General features: G+C 63.6%; 15 protein-coding genes. 1 reads left to right on the plus strand and 14 read right to left on the minus strand.

Annotation, left to right across the window (positions count from 1 at the left end; genetic code table 11):
• Positions 1–55: 55 nt before the first annotated feature.
• The 13 genes from lipA to aspS all read right to left on the minus strand — a co-directional run bounded on the left by lipA (position 56) and on the right by aspS (position 14,878).
• A complete protein-coding gene (gene lipA / locus K1177_RS06145) occupies positions 56–1,009 on the minus strand; it encodes a lipoyl synthase (protein ID WP_224702425.1) in 954 nt (317 codons plus the stop codon).
• Positions 1,010–1,077: 68 nt separating this feature from the next.
• Entirely contained in the window at positions 1,078–1,335 is a 258-nt protein-coding gene (locus K1177_RS06150; protein WP_224702426.1) for a GlsB/YeaQ/YmgE family stress response membrane protein, read from the minus strand.
• A 246-nt stretch (positions 1,336–1,581) separates the two neighbouring features.
• Entirely contained in the window at positions 1,582–3,021 is a 1,440-nt protein-coding gene (gene lpdA, locus K1177_RS06155) for a dihydrolipoyl dehydrogenase (RefSeq protein WP_224702427.1), read from the minus strand.
• 30 nt (positions 3,022–3,051) lie between these two features.
• Entirely contained in the window at positions 3,052–3,699 is a 648-nt protein-coding gene (locus tag K1177_RS06160; RefSeq protein WP_224702428.1) for an SGNH/GDSL hydrolase family protein, read from the minus strand.
• 13 nt (positions 3,700–3,712) lie between these two features.
• Complete coding sequence (locus tag K1177_RS06165) at positions 3,713–5,113, minus strand: pyruvate dehydrogenase complex dihydrolipoamide acetyltransferase (RefSeq protein WP_224702429.1); 1,401 nt, start codon at positions 5,111–5,113, stop codon at positions 3,713–3,715.
• An 11-nt stretch (positions 5,114–5,124) separates the two neighbouring features.
• On the minus strand, positions 5,125–6,507 hold the full coding sequence (locus K1177_RS06170; RefSeq protein WP_224702430.1) for a pyruvate dehydrogenase complex E1 component subunit beta: 1,383 nt from the start codon (positions 6,505–6,507) through the stop codon (positions 5,125–5,127).
• A 1-nt stretch (position 6,508) separates the two neighbouring features.
• Positions 6,509–6,910, minus strand: coding sequence for a hypothetical protein (locus tag K1177_RS06175; RefSeq protein ID WP_224702431.1), 402 nt, complete (start codon positions 6,908–6,910; stop codon positions 6,509–6,511).
• A gap of 11 nt (positions 6,911–6,921) precedes the next feature.
• Positions 6,922–7,941 (minus strand): pyruvate dehydrogenase (acetyl-transferring) E1 component subunit alpha, encoded by a 1,020-nt coding sequence (gene pdhA, locus K1177_RS06180; RefSeq protein ID WP_224702432.1) that lies wholly within the window; start codon positions 7,939–7,941, stop codon positions 6,922–6,924.
• Positions 7,942–8,056: 115 nt separating this feature from the next.
• On the minus strand, positions 8,057–8,455 hold the full coding sequence (locus tag K1177_RS06185; protein WP_224702433.1) for an FtsB family cell division protein: 399 nt from the start codon (positions 8,453–8,455) through the stop codon (positions 8,057–8,059).
• A gap of 97 nt (positions 8,456–8,552) precedes the next feature.
• Positions 8,553–8,720: a hypothetical protein gene (locus K1177_RS06190; protein WP_224702434.1), complete on the minus strand. Its 168-nt coding sequence runs from the start codon at positions 8,718–8,720 to the stop codon at positions 8,553–8,555.
• Positions 8,721–8,903: 183 nt separating this feature from the next.
• Positions 8,904–11,189 carry an NADP-dependent malic enzyme gene (locus K1177_RS06195; protein WP_318153276.1) on the minus strand — a complete coding sequence of 762 codons (2,286 nt, stop codon included), beginning with the start codon at positions 11,187–11,189 and terminating at the stop codon, positions 8,904–8,906.
• Positions 11,190–11,315: 126 nt separating this feature from the next.
• Positions 11,316–12,917 (minus strand): EAL domain-containing protein, encoded by a 1,602-nt coding sequence (locus K1177_RS06200; protein ID WP_224702435.1) that lies wholly within the window; start codon positions 12,915–12,917, stop codon positions 11,316–11,318.
• Positions 12,918–13,084: 167 nt separating this feature from the next.
• The gene (gene aspS / locus K1177_RS06205) at positions 13,085–14,878 is read right to left on the minus strand and encodes an aspartate--tRNA ligase (protein ID WP_224702436.1); all 1,794 of its coding nucleotides are present in this window, start codon (positions 14,876–14,878) and stop codon (positions 13,085–13,087) included.
• A 199-nt stretch (positions 14,879–15,077) separates the two neighbouring features.
• Between aspS and rnd the strand changes: the two genes are divergently transcribed.
• Positions 15,078–16,247 (plus strand): ribonuclease D, encoded by a 1,170-nt coding sequence (gene rnd, locus K1177_RS06210; protein ID WP_224702437.1) that lies wholly within the window; start codon positions 15,078–15,080, stop codon positions 16,245–16,247.
• Positions 16,248–16,297: 50 nt separating this feature from the next.
• On the opposite strand, the gene K1177_RS06215 is transcribed toward rnd, so the two are convergent.
• Positions 16,298–17,833, minus strand: coding sequence for a Ppx/GppA phosphatase family protein (locus K1177_RS06215; protein ID WP_224702438.1), 1,536 nt, complete (start codon positions 17,831–17,833; stop codon positions 16,298–16,300).

The raw sequence follows: 17,833 nt of genomic DNA on the forward strand, positions 1-17,833 counted from the left end.
TCTCAGGCTTCTGGCTTTCTTCCGTCCGGCGGCAGCTTGCCCCTCAGCACAATGCCTAGTGACCGAGCTTGGCCATGCGCGCCGCCTTGAGGGCCGCAAAATCCTCGCCGGCATGATGCGACGAGCGCGTCAGCGGGCTCGACGACACCAGCGAGAAGCCCTTGGCCGTCGCTACGGTGGCATAGGACTTGAACTCTTCCGGCGTCACGAAGCGGATCAGCGGCGTGTGCTTCTTGGTCGGCTGCAGATACTGCCCGATGGTCAGGAAATCGACGTCCGCGGTGCGCAGATCGTCCATCAGCGCCAGCACTTCGTTCCGCTCCTCGCCCAGCCCGACCATGATGCCCGACTTGGTGAACATGGTGGGGTCCAGCTCCTTGACCCGCTGCAGCAGGCGGATCGAGTGGAAATAGCGGGCACCCGGCCGCACCTTGAGATAGTTCGACGGCACGGTTTCGAGGTTGTGGTTGAACACATCCGGCTTGGCCGCGACAACGATCTCCAGCGCGCCTTCCTTGCGCAGGAAGTCCGGCGTCAGGATTTCGATGGTGGTCTTGGGGTTCTGCGCCCTTATGGCCAGGATCACATCGGCGAAATGCTGCGCCCCGCCATCGGCCAGGTCATCGCGGTCCACCGAGGTGATCACCACATGCTCGAGGCCGAGTTGCTGGACGGCACGGGCGACCTTTTCCGGCTCGGCCGGATCGAGCGGGCCAGGCATGCCGGTCCGCACGTTGCAGAAGGCGCAGGCGCGGGTGCAGATCTCGCCCATGATCATCATGGTCGCGTGCTTCTTGCTCCAGCACTCCCCGATATTGGGGCAGCCGGCCTCTTCGCACACCGTCACCAGACCGTTCTGGCGCACGATCTCCTGGGTTTCCTTGTACACCGGCGAGCCCGGTGCCTTGACCCGGATCCAGTCGGGCTTGCGCAACACCACGCTCTCCGGCCGGTTCACCTTTTCGGGGTGCCGGGGCCGGGATGCTGCTGTGTCGATCAGTGTGACCACTTGCTTCCTGCCTTCCACGCTTGGCGTGACATATCGCCCGGCAGAGCCGGACCTTCAAGGGGCGCCCGCTAGCGCGCGATGACCCGGGCCACCGCGATCACCACAATGGCGCCGATGGTGGCGGTGATGATCTGGCTCACCAGCACGTTGCCGATCGGCAGCGAGATATTGAGCGCCGACAGCAGCCAGCCGCCGACAAAGGCGCCGATCACGCCAACGATCAGATTGCGCAGCAGACCGCCGCCGCCCAGGATCAGCCCGGCCAGCCAGCCGGCGACCAGCCCGATACCGAGAAAAATCAGCAATTCCTGCATTCCAACACTCATGGTCCGTCTCCTTGGCCTGGGTTTGCGATCCGGTCGGCTCATGCCGCCCGAGCGGCCGGATCAACCCGGCCGACTTGTCCACATACCCATGCAGCCAACTGTGGGAACATTGGGGAAAACCACCGGCAACCCCCAGGCTGCATCAGGTTTTTGCTCAGGGGGCGCAGCCCGTCCCCTGTGGAGATCTTGGGGATAGCCTGTGGAAAAGCTGTGCACGGGCTGTGCACAACCGTCCTCTGGGCCGTCCTAGATATTCAGCGCGCGGCCATAGGCGTCCAGCACGCTTTCCTTCATCGTCTCGCTGAGCGTGGGATGCGGGAAAATCGTGTGGATCAGTTCCTCCTCGGTGGTCTCAAGGTTCATGGCCACCACAAAGCCCTGGATCAGCTCGGTCACCTCGGCGCCCACCATGTGCGCGCCCAGCAGCTCGCCGGTCTTGGCGTCGAAGATGGTCTTGACCAGACCGTCGGGTTCGCCCAACGCAATGGCCTTGCCATTGCCCACGAAGGGGAAGCGCCCCACCTTGATCTCGCGCCCGGCTTCCTTGGCCTTGGCCTCGGTAAGGCCGACGCTGGCCACCTGCGGCTCGCAATAGGTGCAGCCGGGGACCTTGGTCTTGTCAAGCCCGTGCACCTTCATGCCGGCGATCTTCTCGACGGTGATGACAGCCTCGTGCTCGGCCTTGTGCGCCAGCATCGGCGGGCCGGCGACGTCGCCGATAGCCCAGATGCCGTCCACGCTGGTCTTGCCATAGCTATCGATGACAATGGCGCCGCGCTCGGTCTTGACCCCAACGGTCTCAAGGCCCAGCCCTTCGATATTGCACTGCACGCCCACGGCCGAGATCAGCTTGTCGCCCGAAATCTGCTGCTTGCTGCCATCCTTGAGCACCACATGGGCGGTCACGCCTGCGGCGGTCTTTTCGACCTTTTCCACCTTGGTGTCGGTCAGGATCTTGATGCCGCGCTTTTCCAGCCGCTTGCGGGCCAGCGCCGAGATCTCGGCGTCTTCCACCGGCATGATCTGCGGCAACAGCTCGATGATGGTCACCTCGGCGCCCATGGAGCGGTAGAACGAGGCGAATTCGACGCCGATTGCGCCCGAACCCATCACCACCAGGCTCTTGGGCATGGCAGCCGGCTTCATCGCCTCGAAATAGGTCCAGATCTTGTCGCCATCCGGCTCGATGCCGGGCAGCACGCGCGGGCGCGCGCCGGTGGCGATGATGATGTTCTTGGCCTTGTAGGTACCTTCGCCCAGGGCATTCTTGGGCGGCGGCACCTGCGGCTGCTGGATGGTCTTCTTGGTCGGCGCGACCTTGACCTCGCCGGGCTTGGTGATGACCGCCTCGCCCCAGATGATGTCGACCTTGTTCTTCTTCATCAGGAATTGGACGCCATTGTTCATCTGCGCCGCGATGGCGCGGCTGCGCTTGACCACGCCGTCGATGTCGAAGCCGAACTTGTCCGCCGTCAGGCCATAGTCCTTGGCATGGCTCATGTGGCCATAGATTTCGGCCGAGCGCAGCAGTGCCTTGGTCGGGATGCAGCCCCAGTTCGAGCAGATGCCCGCCATGTGCTCGCGCTCGATAATGCCCACCTTCATGCCCAGCTGCGCGCCGCGGATGGCGGCAACATAGCCGCCGGGGCCGGCGCCGATGACGAGAAGATCATATTGGTCAGCCATTTGGGCCTCCAGAAAGTCTATGGAGCCGGCCTAGATTGCCAGCATGGATTTGACGACCGGCACGAGCCCCTCGCCGATCGCGCGTGTATTGGCGGCGTCCAGGTGGACACCGTCCTGCGGGTCCGCCTTGGCCACGGTCGCGGCATCAAAGAACCCGGTGTTCCACTCCTGCGCCCGTCGGGCATAGTGGGCGGCAAACTGGCTGGACTGTTCCAGCCCATGCGCCAGCCCGCCGAAATGGCCCATCATGTCGGCATTGTCGCTGTCACAGAGCAAAGGCGGCGCGACAAGGACGATCTCGGGCGCCGGTTCATTGCGTCCGGCGGCATGGCCACGGATGATCTGCACCAGCCGGCGCATGCCGAACGAGGCCTCGAGCGCCGAGCCACAGATGGCCGGCTTGAGGTCATTGGTGCCCAGCATGATGATGACCATGTCGAGCGGCCCGTGGCTTTCGAGCAGCGTCGGCAGGATGCGCGCGCCATTGCGGTCGGCATTGGCATACCAGTCGTCCGACACCGTCGTGCGACCGCCAAGACCCTCGGCAATCACCCGCGCCTTGCCGCCCAGGCCCTTTTCCAGCGCCGTCGGCCAGCGATCCTCATAGGCATGGCGCGCCCCACCCGACGGATTGGCTCCGAAGGTGAGGCTGTCGCCGTAAGCGAGAATGGTCTTCATGGCGCCCTGCCCCTTAGGCCAGCATCATCACGGGATTTTCGATCAGGCCCTTGAACACACCCAGCAGCTCTGCGCCGAGCGCACCATCGACGGCACGGTGATCGCAGCTCAGCGTCACGGTCATGAACTGGCCGATCTTGATCTGCCCGTTCTCGGGATAGACGCGCTCTTCGCCCGCACCCACGGCCAGGATCGTGCCATGCGGCGGGTTGATGACGGCGGCAAAGTGCTTGATGCCGAACATGCCCAGATTGCTGACCGAGGAGGCGCCGCCCTGATATTCATGCGGGGCGAGCTTCTTGGACTTGGCGCGTGTGGCCAGATCCTTCACCTCGTCGGAAATCTCGCGCAGGCTCTTGGTGTCACAGCTCTTGACCACCGGCGTGAACAGCCCACCAGGCACCGAGACGGCCACGGCCACGTCGCTGCGCTTGTGATAGAGAATGCTGTCACCAGCCCAGGTGGCATTGGCCAGCGGCACCCGCTGCAGCGCCACCGCCCAGGCCTTCATGATGAAATCATTGACCGAGAGCTTGTAGGCCGGCTTGCCATCCTTGCCCTTGGGCGCAGACGCATTGATCTGCTCGCGGGCGGCCATCAGCGCATCGATCTGGCAATCGAGTGTCAGGTAGAAATGCGGCACCGTCTGCTTGGACTCGGTCAGGCGCGCGGCCACCACCTTGCGCATGCCGTCATTGGGCACGAGCTCGTAGCTGCCTTCTTCGAACAGCGCCAGAACCTGGGCCTTGCTCATGCCACCAGCCATGGCAGCACCAGCGGGCGCAGCCGAAGCACCGGCGGCAGGGGCAGACGCCTTGAGCGGCGTCTTGCCGGACTTGGCGGCTTCCACGTCGGCCTTGATCACGCGGCCCTTGGGGCCGGAGCCGGAAATGGCGGCGACATCAATGCCGGCGTCCTTGGCCATACGGCGTGCCAGTGGCGAAGCGAATACCTTGTCACCGCCCGACTTGGCCGGCGCAGGTGCCGCAGCCGGTGCGCTCGAACCCGAATTGCTGTTGCTGGCGGGCGCGGGGTCCGCCTTTGCCGTGGGCGCGGTTTGCGTTGCCGCATTGGCTTCCTTGACGGCCCCGGCGTCAGCCTTGGGCGCTTCCGCCTTTGGCGCCTCGGCTTTCGCCTCAGCCTTGGGTGCGGACATGTCGCCGGCGCTCTCGCCATCCTGCAGCAGGACCGCGATCACGGCATTGACCTTCACATTCTCGGTGCCTTCGGCAACCACGATCTTGCCGATCTTGCCTTCGTCCACGGCCTCGACTTCCATCGTGGCCTTGTCGGTCTCGATCTCGGCAATCACGTCACCGGAGGAGACGCTGTCGCCTTCCTTGACGTGCCATTTGGCGAGCTTGCCCTCTTCCATCGTCGGAGAGAGCGCCGGCATGGTGATATCGATTGGCATCCCGGTTCTCCTTACGAGCGATAGGTCACGGCATTGACCGCCGCGATCACTTCATCAACGTTGGGCAGCGCCAGCTTTTCAAGGTTGGCGGCATAGGGCATGGGCACATCCTTGCCGGTCACGCGCATCACCGGCGCATCGAGATAGTCGAAGGCCTGTTCCATCACGCGGGCGGACAGTTCCGAACCGATGCCGCCCTGCGGCCAGCCCTCTTCCACCGTCACCAGGCGCCCGGTCTTCTTGACCGAGGCGATCACGGTGTCGCTGTCGAGCGGGCGCAGCGTACGCAGGTCGATCAGTTCCACGTCAACGCCGGCAGCAACCAGCTTCTCGGTAGCCTGGGTGGCGTAGCGCATACCCATCGAGAACGACACGATGGTGACATCAGCGCCCTTGCGCGCAATGCGCGCCTTGCCGATCGGCAGCACGAAATCGTCCACCTTGGGAACAAGGCCGGTCGAGCCATAGAGAATTTCGTTCTCGAGGAACACAACCGGATTGGGCGAGCGGATGGCAGCCTTGAGCAGGCCCTTGGCGTCGGCTGCGCTATAGGGCGCGATGACGGTCAGGCCCGGCACATGGCTGTACCATGCCGAATAGTCCTGGCTGTGCTGGGCACCCACGCGGGCGGCCGCGCCATTGGGGCCGCGGAACACCATGGGCGCCGTAACCTGGCCACCGGACATATAGAGCTGCTTGGCCGCCGAGTTGATGATCTGGTCGATCGCCTGCATGGCAAAGTTCCATGTCATGAACTCCACGATCGGCTTGAGGCCGGCAAAGGCCGCGCCAACGGCCAGGCCGGCAAAGCCATGCTCGGTGATCGGCGTATCAATGATGCGCTCGGGGCCGAATTCCTGCAGCAGGTTCTGGGTGATCTTGTAGGCGCCCTGATATTCGGCAACCTCCTCGCCCATCACGAAGACGTCCTTGTCGCGGCGCAGTTCCTCGGCCATGGCCTCGTTCAGCGCCTGGCGCACGGTCATCTCGACCATTTCGACGCCCTCAGGCAGGTCCGGATCGTCCTGCGCGACAAACTTGGGCGCCTCGGCAGCCGCCGGCGCCTTGGCCTCGGCGGGCGCGCTGGCAGCAGCAGCAGGCGCCGCGCTCTCGCTGGCTTCAGCCGGCTGCGGCTTGCTCTCGCCGGCGCTTTCGCCTTCGGCCAGCACCAGGGCGATGGGTGTGTTGACCTTCACCCCCTCGGTGCCTTCCTCGACCAGGATTTCCTTGACCACGCCGCTATCGACCGATTCCACTTCCATGGTGGCCTTGTCGGTCTCGATCTCGGCCAGCACATCGCCGGGCGACACGGTGTCCCCGACCTTGACCAGCCATTTGCTCAGCTTGCCCTCTTCCATCGTGGGCGACAGCGCGGGCATCAGGATTTGGGGCATATCAGCTCTCCAGAAGTGTAGCGCCGGGCATGCTGGCCACGCGGCGAAGGTCAGTATTGAAGGCAATCTTGTTGGCATCGGCCAGTGGCATGAGGATGACGCCATCCAGGCTTGCGACGGGCTGCTCGCCCTCGCTCTGGCTGACCATCCAGCCGCTGAGCATCACGCCCAGCAGCACCAGCACCACAAAGGCAATCGTGGCGCGCTTGTAGATCTGCAGGTTTGTCGCCGCCGCCGGTCCGGCCTTGGCATCGAGCTTGGCGAACTTCCACCAGCCCAGCACCATGAACGGACCGACTTCGGCACTGGCCGGCGCCAGTCGGATGACCGCCCGCGCCTGCGTGATCGCGACGACCAGCGACAGGATGGCAAAGACGGCAATCACGCCCAGCAGCACGGTCATGGACAGGCCCCTCAGGCGCTGATGGTGATGTCGGTCCAGAGCTCTTTGGGATCGGGCTCGGCATCATTGGTGGCAAAGTCAGCCGCCTCGGTGACGATGGCCCGGATCTCGTTCTCGATCGCCTTGAGCGATTCCTCGCTCTGGGCACCCGATTCCAGCAGCCGCGCCTTGACCTGCTCGATCGGGTCGCGCTCCTGGCGATACTTGGTCACTTCGTCCTTGGAGCGATACTTCGCCGGGTCGGACATCGAGTGGCCGCGATAGCGATAGGTCAGCATCTCGAGGATATAGGGGCCCTTGCCCGAGCGGGCATGCTCGATGGCGCGCTGGGCAGCATCATAGACCATGCGCACGTCCATGCCGTCGACCTGCTCGCCCGGAATATCGAACGAGGCACCGCGCATGGAGAAATCGGTCGTCGCGGCAGCGCGCTCGATCGAGGTGCCCATGGCATATTTGTTGTTTTCGATGATGAACACGACCGGCAGCTTCCACAGCTTGGCCATGTTGAAGCTCTCGTAGACCTGGCCCTGGTTGGCCGCGCCGTCGCCGAAATAGGCCAGGCTCACCGAGCCGTCGCCCTTGTACTTCGAAGCGAAGGCTAGCCCGGTGCCCAGCGAAACCTGCGCACCCACGATGCCGTTGCCGCCATAGAAGCGGTGTTCATTGGAGAACATGTGCATCGAGCCGCCCTTGCCGCGGCTGAGCCCGCCCTGGCGACCGGTCAGCTCGGCCATCACACCCTTGGGATCCAGGCCCATCACCAGCATGTGGCCGTGGTCACGATAGCCGGTGATCTGGGCATCCTTGCCCTTCTCGGAGGCCATGGTGACACCCGTCACCACCGCTTCCTGGCCGATATAGAGGTGGCAGAAGCCGCCGATCAGGCCCATGCCATACATCTGGCCAGCCTTTTCTTCGAAACGCCGGATCAGCAGCATTTCGCGATAGGCTTCGAGCTCCTGCTCAGGGCTGAACTGGGGGATATTGGATTGCGTCTTGGCCTTGGTGGCCACAGCCTTACGCGCCATAGAGAACGCTCCGCATCGGAATGGAATTGCCGCTAGTGCCAACATGGCCACATATCGACACTATAGCGCAAGCAAACGCAGCAAAGCAATGCCACAGCTCAGCGCAAAATACGCGCTAGAGAATTGAATCTGCAGCGATAATTGCGTTTAACTGATCTGCGGCTAATTCGTTGAATTTACCGGAAAGTGGTTGACCGGTACTCGGATCGACCATGACCAGCATGTCGTCGGCATTGGCCATGTTGAGCAGCGCCCTGGCACGCTCGGTGACGATATCCGGATCGAGCCGCCGCGGGTCCATCAGCGTCGCACGGTGGCGATAGGCATCGATCTCGGCCTGCAGCGCCGCCGACTTGGCCTTGAGCTGGTCGATATCCAGCATGATCTGCGTCCGACTCTCGATGCCAAACTGTCCACCGATGGCGGAAAAGCCCAGATAGCCCTGGAAACCCAGCAGGGCAACGGTCAGAGCCAGGGGACGCCAGAGCGCAGGTCGTTTGAGACGGGTGGGCATGGAGCAACCGGATTAGGATAGCCAACTATGCCATTGCACTGCTTAACGCGGCGTTGCGATCCCGGCTGGCGCCGCCTGTTCGATCACGCTGTCATCGCTACAGAAATTGCCGGACCAGCAGGAACAGTCCCACACCGATGGCGATGAACACCAGCCAGCTGGCGATGGCCAGCAGCACGATGATGGGCAGCCGCAGCCCGGTGAGCCAATCCAGGCGAGGCCTTGGATCGAAGCGTACACTCAGTTCTTTGATCAGCCTGTCCACTGCAGCACATCAACTCGGACCACTCCGTCAGAATCTTAAGCGCCTGGCCAGGTCTGATTGCAATGAAAAAATCCGCAGGCGCACTTATTTCTGGGGGCGTTGAAAAGCCCGACATGAACCGCCCGGCACATGCGCGGAAAGCGGGACCGCGCATGCGTAATCTGTGCAGAAATGACCCGACGATCAGCCTTCGCTGCCCACGGCCTCGGCGGCGGCAATGGCCGCCATGTTGACGATACCGCGGCTGGTCGTGGAGGGCGCAAGGATATGCGCTGGTGCCCGCGGCCCCATCAGGATCGGCCCCACCGAAAGGGCATTGTTCATTTCCTTGAGCAGCGTCATCGACAGGTTCGCCGCGTCCAGATTCGGGAAAATCAACAGATTGGCTTCCCCGCTCAGCGGCGAGTCGGGCACATAGCGCTCGCGCAGCATCTGGTTGAGCGCCAGATCGCCCTGCATTTCGCCTTCGACGATCATCTCGGGCGCCACCGACTTGAGCCGCTTGTAGACCTCGCGCATTTTGTAGGCGCTGTCGCCATCGCGCGAGCCGAGGTTGGAATAGCTCAGCAGCGCCACCTTGGCCTCGATATTGAAGCGCTTGAGGCTGTCGCGCGCCTTGAGCGTGATGCCCACGATCTCGTCGGGTGTCGGGTCGATGTTCACATAGGTGTCGGCCAGGAAGAAGGCGCCGCGCGGCATGATCAGCATCGACAGCGCCGACACGTCCGTGACGCCATCCTGAAGCCCGATGATCGAGCGGATGTCGCGTACATGCTTGATGAAGCGACCCTGCAAGCCGCAGATCAGCGCATCGGCCTCGCCGCGCTTGACGGCCAGGGCGCCGATGACCGTGGTATTGGTGCGCACCACCTGCCGGGCGGTATCGGGCGTCACGCCGTCGCGGCCCACCAGCGAGTGGAACAGGCTGACATAGTCGCGGTAGCGCGGATCATCGTCCGGATTGATCACCTCGAAGTCCCGGCCCGGCGTCAGGCTCAGGCCGAAGCGCTCGATGCGCGATTCGATCACCGACGGGCGGCCGATGAGGATTGGCCGCGCGATCTTTTCTTCCAGCAGCACCTGGGTGGCGCGCAGAACGCGTTCGTCCTCGCCATCGGCAAAGGCGATGCGCTTGTTCTGCCCCTGCGCCCGATCGATGATCGGCTTCATGACCAGGCCAGAGCGGAAGACGAAGCGGTTGAGGCTATCGAGATAGGCCGCCCAGTCGGTGATCGGGTTCTTGGCGACGCCTGATTCCATGGCGGCGCGCGCCACGGCCGGTGCAATGCGCAGGATCAGCCGCTGGTCAAACGGATTGGGAATGATGTGGTCGGGCCCATAGACCGCCGGCGCGCCCGAGGGCGACACTTCCAGCCCTGGCTCATGCGCCAGCTTGGCAATGGCCCGCACGGCCGCCAGCTTCATCTCTTCGTTGATCGTGGTCGCGCCCACGTCGAGCGCGCCCCGGAAGATGAAGGGGAAGCAAAGCACGTTGTTGACCTGGTTGGGGAAGTCCGACCGGCCCGTGCACACCATGGCGTCCGGGCGGGTGGCCTTGGCCACCTCCGGCATGATTTCGGGATTGGGGTTGGCCAGCGCCAGGATCAGCGGCTTGGGCGCCATCTTGGTCAGCATTTCCGGCTTCAGAGCGCCGGCTGCAGACAGGCCCAGGAAAATATCGGCGCCCTCGATCACCTCGGCCAGCGTGGTCGCGTCGCTTTCGCGGCGGAACTGGCCGCGCCATTTGTCGTTGACGTCATTGCGCTTGTGCGTGACCAGGCCATCCTTGTCGGCCACCCAGATGTTTTCGTGTTTCGCGCCAAGTGCCACCAGCACGTTGAGGCAGGCAATGGCTGCGGCCCCTGCCCCCGACGCACAGATCTTGACGTCCTCGATGCGCTTGCCCTTGAGTTCCAGCCCATTGAGAACAGCGGCACCCACGATGATCGCCGTGCCGTGCTGGTCGTCGTGGAACACCGGAATGGGCATGCGCTCGCGCAGCGCTTCCTCGATCTCGAAACAGTCCGGAGCCCGGATGTCTTCCAGGTTGATGCCGCCAAAGGTCGGCCACAGTGGCGCCACGGCATCGATGAACTTCTGCGGATTGATCTCGTCGATCTCCAGATCGAACACATCGATGCCCGCGAACTTCTTGAACAGGACGGCCTTGCCCTCCATCACCGGCTTGGAGGCCAGGGCGCCGATATTGCCCAGGCCCAGCACGGCGGTGCCATTGGAGATCACAGCAACCAGGTTCTGGCGCGAGGTATAGCGGGCTACGGCGTCCGGATTGGCAGCGATTTCCTCACAGGGCGCAGCAACGCCCGGCGAATAGGCCAGCGCCAGGTCGCGCTGATTGCCGAGCGGCTTGGTCGGCTGGATCTCGAGCTTGCCGGGCTTGGGGAACTCGTGGAAATGCAGCGCCGCTTCGCGCAGGGCCTTCCGCTGTTCGTTGATGTCGCTGGACACTTCAGCCTCCTCTCCCGGCTGCACTCAACACTGTGCATTTCACGTACGGGACCGCGTTCGTGCCACCATTTCCGGGCAATGAAAAGGGTCAAATCCCCCGGGGGCTTGCAACTAAAGTCGCAATGCTCACGCGGCGCTCGCCACCACGGCCTCAATTCGCTGGCGCGGGGCCTGCGTGGCATGCAGCGCGACGGCCAGTTCACGGAAGGCATCGACCTTGAGCGCGGGGGCGAAGATGTAGCCCTGGGCCTGCAGCACGCCGCGGGCACGCAGATAGATGGCCTGTGCTTCGGTCTCGACCCCTTCGGCCACGATCTCGCAATCGAGGTCCTTGGCCATAGCGATCAGCCCGTCCAGCACCGGCACCTGAGTGGTCTCGGGCTTGATCATGTCCACGAAGATGCGGTCGATCTTGATGATGTCGATGCCCAGCGTGCCGAGATAGGCCAGGTTGGAGTGGCCGGTACCGGCATCGTCCATGGCCAGGCGCGAGCCAAGGGCATGCAACCCGGCGATGACACTGTTGGCCACGGCCGAATTGCCCACGGGGTGCCGCTCGGTGATCTCGAACACCAGCTGGCGATAGGAGATGGCGGAATTGCCGAAGATGGCCTGGACGTCTTCCACGATGCTGTCGTCGCGGAAATGCCCCTCGAACAGATTGATGGCCACCTTCATGTCCGGCATCATCGTGCACAGGTCGCCCAGATCGGCCTTGACCTGCTGCATCATCGACAGCGTCATCGGAATGGCCAGGCCCGTCACTTCCGCATAGTCGATGAAGGCGCCGGGCGGCACGATCTTGCCGTTCTTCTTTTCCCAGCGGGCCAGCACTTCGCAGCCGACCAGCGCGCCGGTGCGCAGATTGATCACCGGCTGATAATAGGGCTTGATCTCGCCACGGGCGATGGCGCGTTCCAGATCGAACGCCGGCACCCGCGAGCGCCGCACATAGTGCAGCGCCAGCACCAGGAAGGCGGCGCTCATCAGGCACGCCACGATGGTGAAGCTCACATCCAGATCGGCGAAGCCCGCCCGCACGATGGCAAAGGGCACCGCGTACTCAACCTTGACCGGGAGGGCACCGGCAAAGCTGTCTGCAGAAATGAAATCGGCGTCGATTTCGCGCCGGTCAAAGGCGCCCGGGTCACCCAGGGTCAGGATCGGCGTCCCATTGGTCAGGCTCACCCTCACCATGGCACCGGCATCAAGCCCCTGCTCCATCGTCGCCGTGTTCTGGCTCATCACCGGCAGGAAGGCCGACACGCGCCGCGTTTCGCCAAACGCCTGCGTCAGCTTGAGCACCGGCATGGTCATGTCTGCATATTTCACGACCGTCAGCGATTCCGTCCGGCCCGGAACCGGCAGGCTCTCAGACAGTGGCGAATATTGCACCGTCCGCCCGAAAGCGTCGCAATACTGGACGCCATCGGCATTCTCAACGAGCACCTGCTTCATATTGAGACTGGATTCGATGGCCACCTGGACATTGGCCACAAAGGTCGGCGTACACAGCGACGGACTATCCGCCAGGACCTGGCGCAGCGACGACATGGCGTCGGTCGATGCAGCATCAATCTGTGAAGAAATCGCCGCTACATATTGAGAAGCATCGATTTTCTCTCGCATGCGCACATAGGCATCGAGCAAAAAGTCCACACTCAAGATCGGCACGAACGCCAGGATGGCGCCGAGCAGCATCAGGATATGGGAGTATCGGGACTTCAACTTTGCGAATCCGAATGGGCGACAACACACCTATCGGTATCAATCAGCATTTAACGGATCATTAATGCTGGTTAACCCTCATAAACCACTCCCCCGGCCAAAGGAAAAGGCGGCCACCGATGAGGTGACCGCCTTGTGTAGAAGTCCTTGACCCGCCTGGAGGCGGACTATTTGTCCTGCACGTTCAGCCGGATGCTGAGCTCGCGCAGCTGCTTGGCCGAAGCCGGGCTGGGCGCGCCCATCAGCAGGTCTTCGGCCTGCTGGTTCATCGGGAAGGCCGTGATCTCGCGCAGGTTCTGCACGCCACACAGCAGCATCACGATGCGATCCACGCCGAATGCGGCGCCGCCATGCGGCGGGGCGCCATACTGGAACGCGCGGTAGAGACCACCGAACTGCTCCTCGACCTCGGCGCGGCTCTTGCCGGTCAGCTCGAACGCCTTGACCATGGTGTCGGGCAGCTGGTTACGGATCGAGCCGGAAGCGATCTCATAGCCATTGCAGACCGCATCATACTGATAGGCCTTGATGGTCAGCGGGTCCTGGCTGTTGAGCGCGTCGATCCCGCCCTGCGGCATGGAGAAGGGGTTGTGCGCAAAGTCCACGCGCTTTTCCTCTTCGCTCCACTCGTAGAACGGAAAGTCCACGATCCAGCACAGGGCAAACTGCTCAGTGTCCACCAGGCCGAGATCGGTACCGGCCTTGGTGCGAGCCTCGCCGGCGAACTTGTAGAACTTCTCGGGGCGACCGCAGACAAAGAACACGGCGTCGCCGTCATCGAGGCCCAGCTGGGCCTTGAGGGCCGCCGTACGCTCCTCGCCGATGTTCTTGGCGATGGGGCCACTGCCCTGCCCGTCCTTGAAGAAGATATAGCCCAGGCCCGGCTGGCCCTCGCCCTGCGCCCAGGCGTTCATGCGGTCGCAGAACGCGCGACCGATCGGCTCGGCGCCGGCCTTGTTCTTGGCCGGAATCGCCCAGACTTCCACCTTGGCATCGGCCTCGATCTGGCTGGCAAACACCTTGAAGCCCGAACCGGCAAAATGCTCGGTCACGGCCTGCATCTCGATGGGGTTGCGCAGGTCCGGCTTGTCCGAGCCATACTTGCGGATGGCCGTGTCATAGGGAATGCGCGGCCACTCCTTGGTTACGCGCTTGCCATCGGCGAACTGCTCGAAGATGCCGGTGATGATTGGCGTCATCGTGTTCCAGATGTCTTCCTGCGTCACAAAGCTCATTTCCAGGTCAAGCTGGTAGAACTCGCCCGGCAGGCGATCGGCACGCGGGTCTTCGTCGCGGAAACACGGCGCGATCTGGAAATAGCGGTCAAAGCCAGCCACCATCAGCAGCTGCTTGTACTGCTGCGGCGCCTGCGGCAGCGCGAAGAACTTGCCGGGATGAATACGGCTCGGCACCAGGAAGTCGCGCGCGCCTTCCGGCGAAGACGCCGTCAGGATCGGGGTGGAGTATTCGGCAAAGCCGGCCTCGCCCATGCGCTGGCGCATTGCGCCGATGATCTTGGTCCGCTTGACGATATTGGCATGCAGCTTTTCGCGGCGCAGGTCGACGAAGCGATAGGTCAGGCGCACGTCCTCGGGATATTCCTGGTCGCCGAACACCGGCAGCGGCAATTCCTTGGCCGCCGACAGCACTTCGATCTCGCGGATGAACACCTCAATGGCACCGGTGCTCAGGTTCGGGTTCACGGCAGCGGCGTCGCGCAGCTTCACCTCGCCATCGATGCGGATCACCCATTCCGAGCGCACCTTCTCCACCGCCGAAAAGGCCGGCGAATCGGGATCGACCACCACCTGGGTGAGGCCGTAATGGTCGCGCAGATCGATAAACAGCAGCCCGCCATGGTCACGGATACGATGAACCCACCCGCTCAGGCGGACGGTCTGGCCGGCCTCCTTGGCGGTCAGTGCCCCGCAGGTGTGCGAGCGGTAGCGATGTTCGGTCATGTCAAAAGCTCTGAAAAAAGGCCGGAATCTTGGGCCGGAAAAGCGCACGCGAGGCCAAGATTGTCAAGGTGAAGCCGGCACGGGACCCGATCGGCGCGCGCCAGCGGCTAAGCCATATACAATACAGGGAAATCCGTTCTGGAGTGCACCGAACGCACCTGCTAGGAACAATCGTGACTATTTTGAGACGGACAGACGCATGGACCTCATCGTTTCCACAGACGTGCTCGCCCAATTCTGCGAACGCGCGGCCAAATTCGATTTTGTCACGGTGGATACGGAATTCCTGCGGGAGACCACCTATTGGCCCAAGCTCTGTCTGATCCAGGTCGCCACCGACGACGAGGCCGTGCTGATCGATCCGCTGGTCCCCGGCTTTGATCTCACCCCCTTCTACGACCTCCTGGCCAATCCCGACGTGGTCAAGGTGTTCCACGCCGCCCGGCAGGACATCGAGATTTTCGTCAAGGCCACGGGCAAGGTGCCGGCCAATATCTTCGACACCCAGATTGCCGCCAGCGTCTGCGGCTTCGGCGACAGCGTGTCCTACGACAATCTGGTGCGCTCGATTACCGGCGTCGAACTCGACAAGTCCAGCCGCTTCACCGACTGGTCGGCGCGCCCGCTCACCGAGAAGCAGCGCCTCTACGCCATCGCCGACGTGACCCATCTGCGCGACATCTATCGCGAACTGCGCAAGCAGGTTGCCGCGACCCGTCGCGGCGATTGGGTGGAAGACGAGCTGACCGTCCTGCGCAGCATCGACACCTACATCGTCCAGCCCGACAAGGCCTGGGAACGGCTCAAGATGAAGATCAATCGCCCGCGCGACCTGGCCGCCCTCAAGGCGCTGGCTGCCTGGCGCGAACAGCGCGCGCAGGACACCGACCAGCCCCGCAGCCGCATCATCAAGGATGATGTGCTGTCCGAACTGGCCGTGCAGCGCCCGCTGACCCCCGATGCCTTCGAAAAGCTGCGGGCCGTGCCGCGCGGTTTTGGCCGCAGCAGTGCCGCCGCCGAGATCATCGGCCTGCTCAAGCAGGTCGAGAGCCTCACCAAGGCAGAACTGCCCTCCATGCCCGAGCGGTACCGCGGCCCATCGCCAAAGGGTGCCGTGGGTGACCTGATCCGCGTTCTGTTGAAGTCCGTCGCCGAGGAACATGGCGTCGCCGCCCGGATCCTGGCCACCTCCGACGACATCGATGCCCTGGTGCTGGATGACGAAGCCGACGTGCCGGCCCTGCATGGCTGGCGGCGCAAGCTGTTCGGCGACAAGGCCCTGGCCATCAAGCACGGGCGCATTGGCCTGGCCGCCACCCGCAAGGGCATCGTGCAGTTCGAGGTCAAGCTACCCGAAGCCGCCGAATAGGCGGCTCCGGGCACCCCCTCGGGGTTGCCGGGCATACCCTGGGGTTTGCGCTAGGCCACTACGATTTCGGCGGATTTGAAGCCGGCCACGCCAGCCAGGCTGTCGAAGCGATTCTGCAGATGCTCACCATTGAGAAAGGTGAGATCGGCCGGCAGCACCAGCTTGATCGTGCCGCCATCCAGCTCGAAGCGGATGCGTGGCAGGATTCCCGGCATGGCCGCCGTCATCGGATAGGCGACGCGGAACAGCGCCCCCAGCAGCCGCGCCCGCTCGGTCTGCGCCGGTGTGCCCAGGTCAACCAGCGCTGCCGCCGTCTTGCTCTTGAGCCCGTCGTAGCGAATGGCAATGGTCTGCGCCAGGAAGGTGCGGGCGGGATGGTCGATGCCGCTGAGCGAGCCATAGGCGATCGAATCCACGCTCTGCGCGCCGCGATAGTCCGGATGCGCCCGCCAGCCGATATCCGACAGCAGGCACGCCACCAGCCGCAGCCGACCCTGCTCATCGCTCTCCGCGATGCCGCTGGCTTCGAGAAACTGGCTGGTAAAGCCGATCAGGTCGCCGGCATGTGCCGGGGAGCGCGACCGCAACACCGAAAGCTCCTCGGCCCCCTGGATCAGCGGATCGATGGATTGCTCGCGCGCATCCAGCATGCCGTAGAGATAGCCCTCGCGCACCCCGAGTGCCGAGAACACCACATCCCTGAATTGCCCGGCCTTGAGCACCTCGGCCATCACCGCCGCGCCGAACGGCACCAATTCGCGACGAGACGAGCTGGCATGAGCCGAACCCGGGTAGGATTTGAGCGAGCCCGCCGCGACGATTTCGTTGCAGAAGGCGATCATGTCCTCTGCAGGCACCACATAGTGCTGCACCATGTGCAGCGGGTATTTCGTCATCACCTGGTGGATTTTCGCCAGCGAACGCCAGGTGCCACCGATGGCGGCAAATGATGCGCCCTTGGCCAGGTCCTTGAGCGAGGTTCCCGCCAGCCGTTCGCGCACCATGGCCGCGGCCCGTTCGGCAGAACCGCCGCTATCGTCCTGCAGGCGGATGACGCCCAGCTCGAACGAACATCCGTCGGTGTCGGCGCCATTGGTGATCCGCGAGAGCTCGAGGCTGCCGCCGCCGAGGTCTCCGACGAAGCCGGAAAAGCCCAATATGCCCGCCACGGCGCCCAGCGCGGCGTAGTGCGCTTCCTGCTCGCCGGTGAGCACCTGCACCTTGCTGCCCATCACCGATTCCACGGCGCCGACGAATTCTTCGCGGTTGGCGGCATCGCGCACGGCCGACGTTGCCAGCACGAATACCTTGCCCACCCGCATCATGCGGCACACCAGGGCAAATCGCTTGATGGCGTTGAGTGCCTGGGCCACGTTGGCGTCAGCCAGCCGGCCCGTCTGCCCCACGCCGCGCCCGAGGGCGCAGGCGGATTTTTCGTTGTAGAGCGGGGTCAGCGCGCGGGCATGCCGCTCATAGACCACCAGACGCACCGAGTTGGACCCGATATCAAGCACGGCCACGGGCTTGGCGCCCTTGATGCGGCCCTGCGCCGTCGGATCGGCATCGACGCCCCAGAATTTATTCAA

Origin of the sequence: Devosia aquimaris, assembly GCF_020169335.1 — a bacterium.
Lineage (GTDB): Bacteria > Pseudomonadota > Alphaproteobacteria > Rhizobiales > Devosiaceae > Devosia > Devosia aquimaris.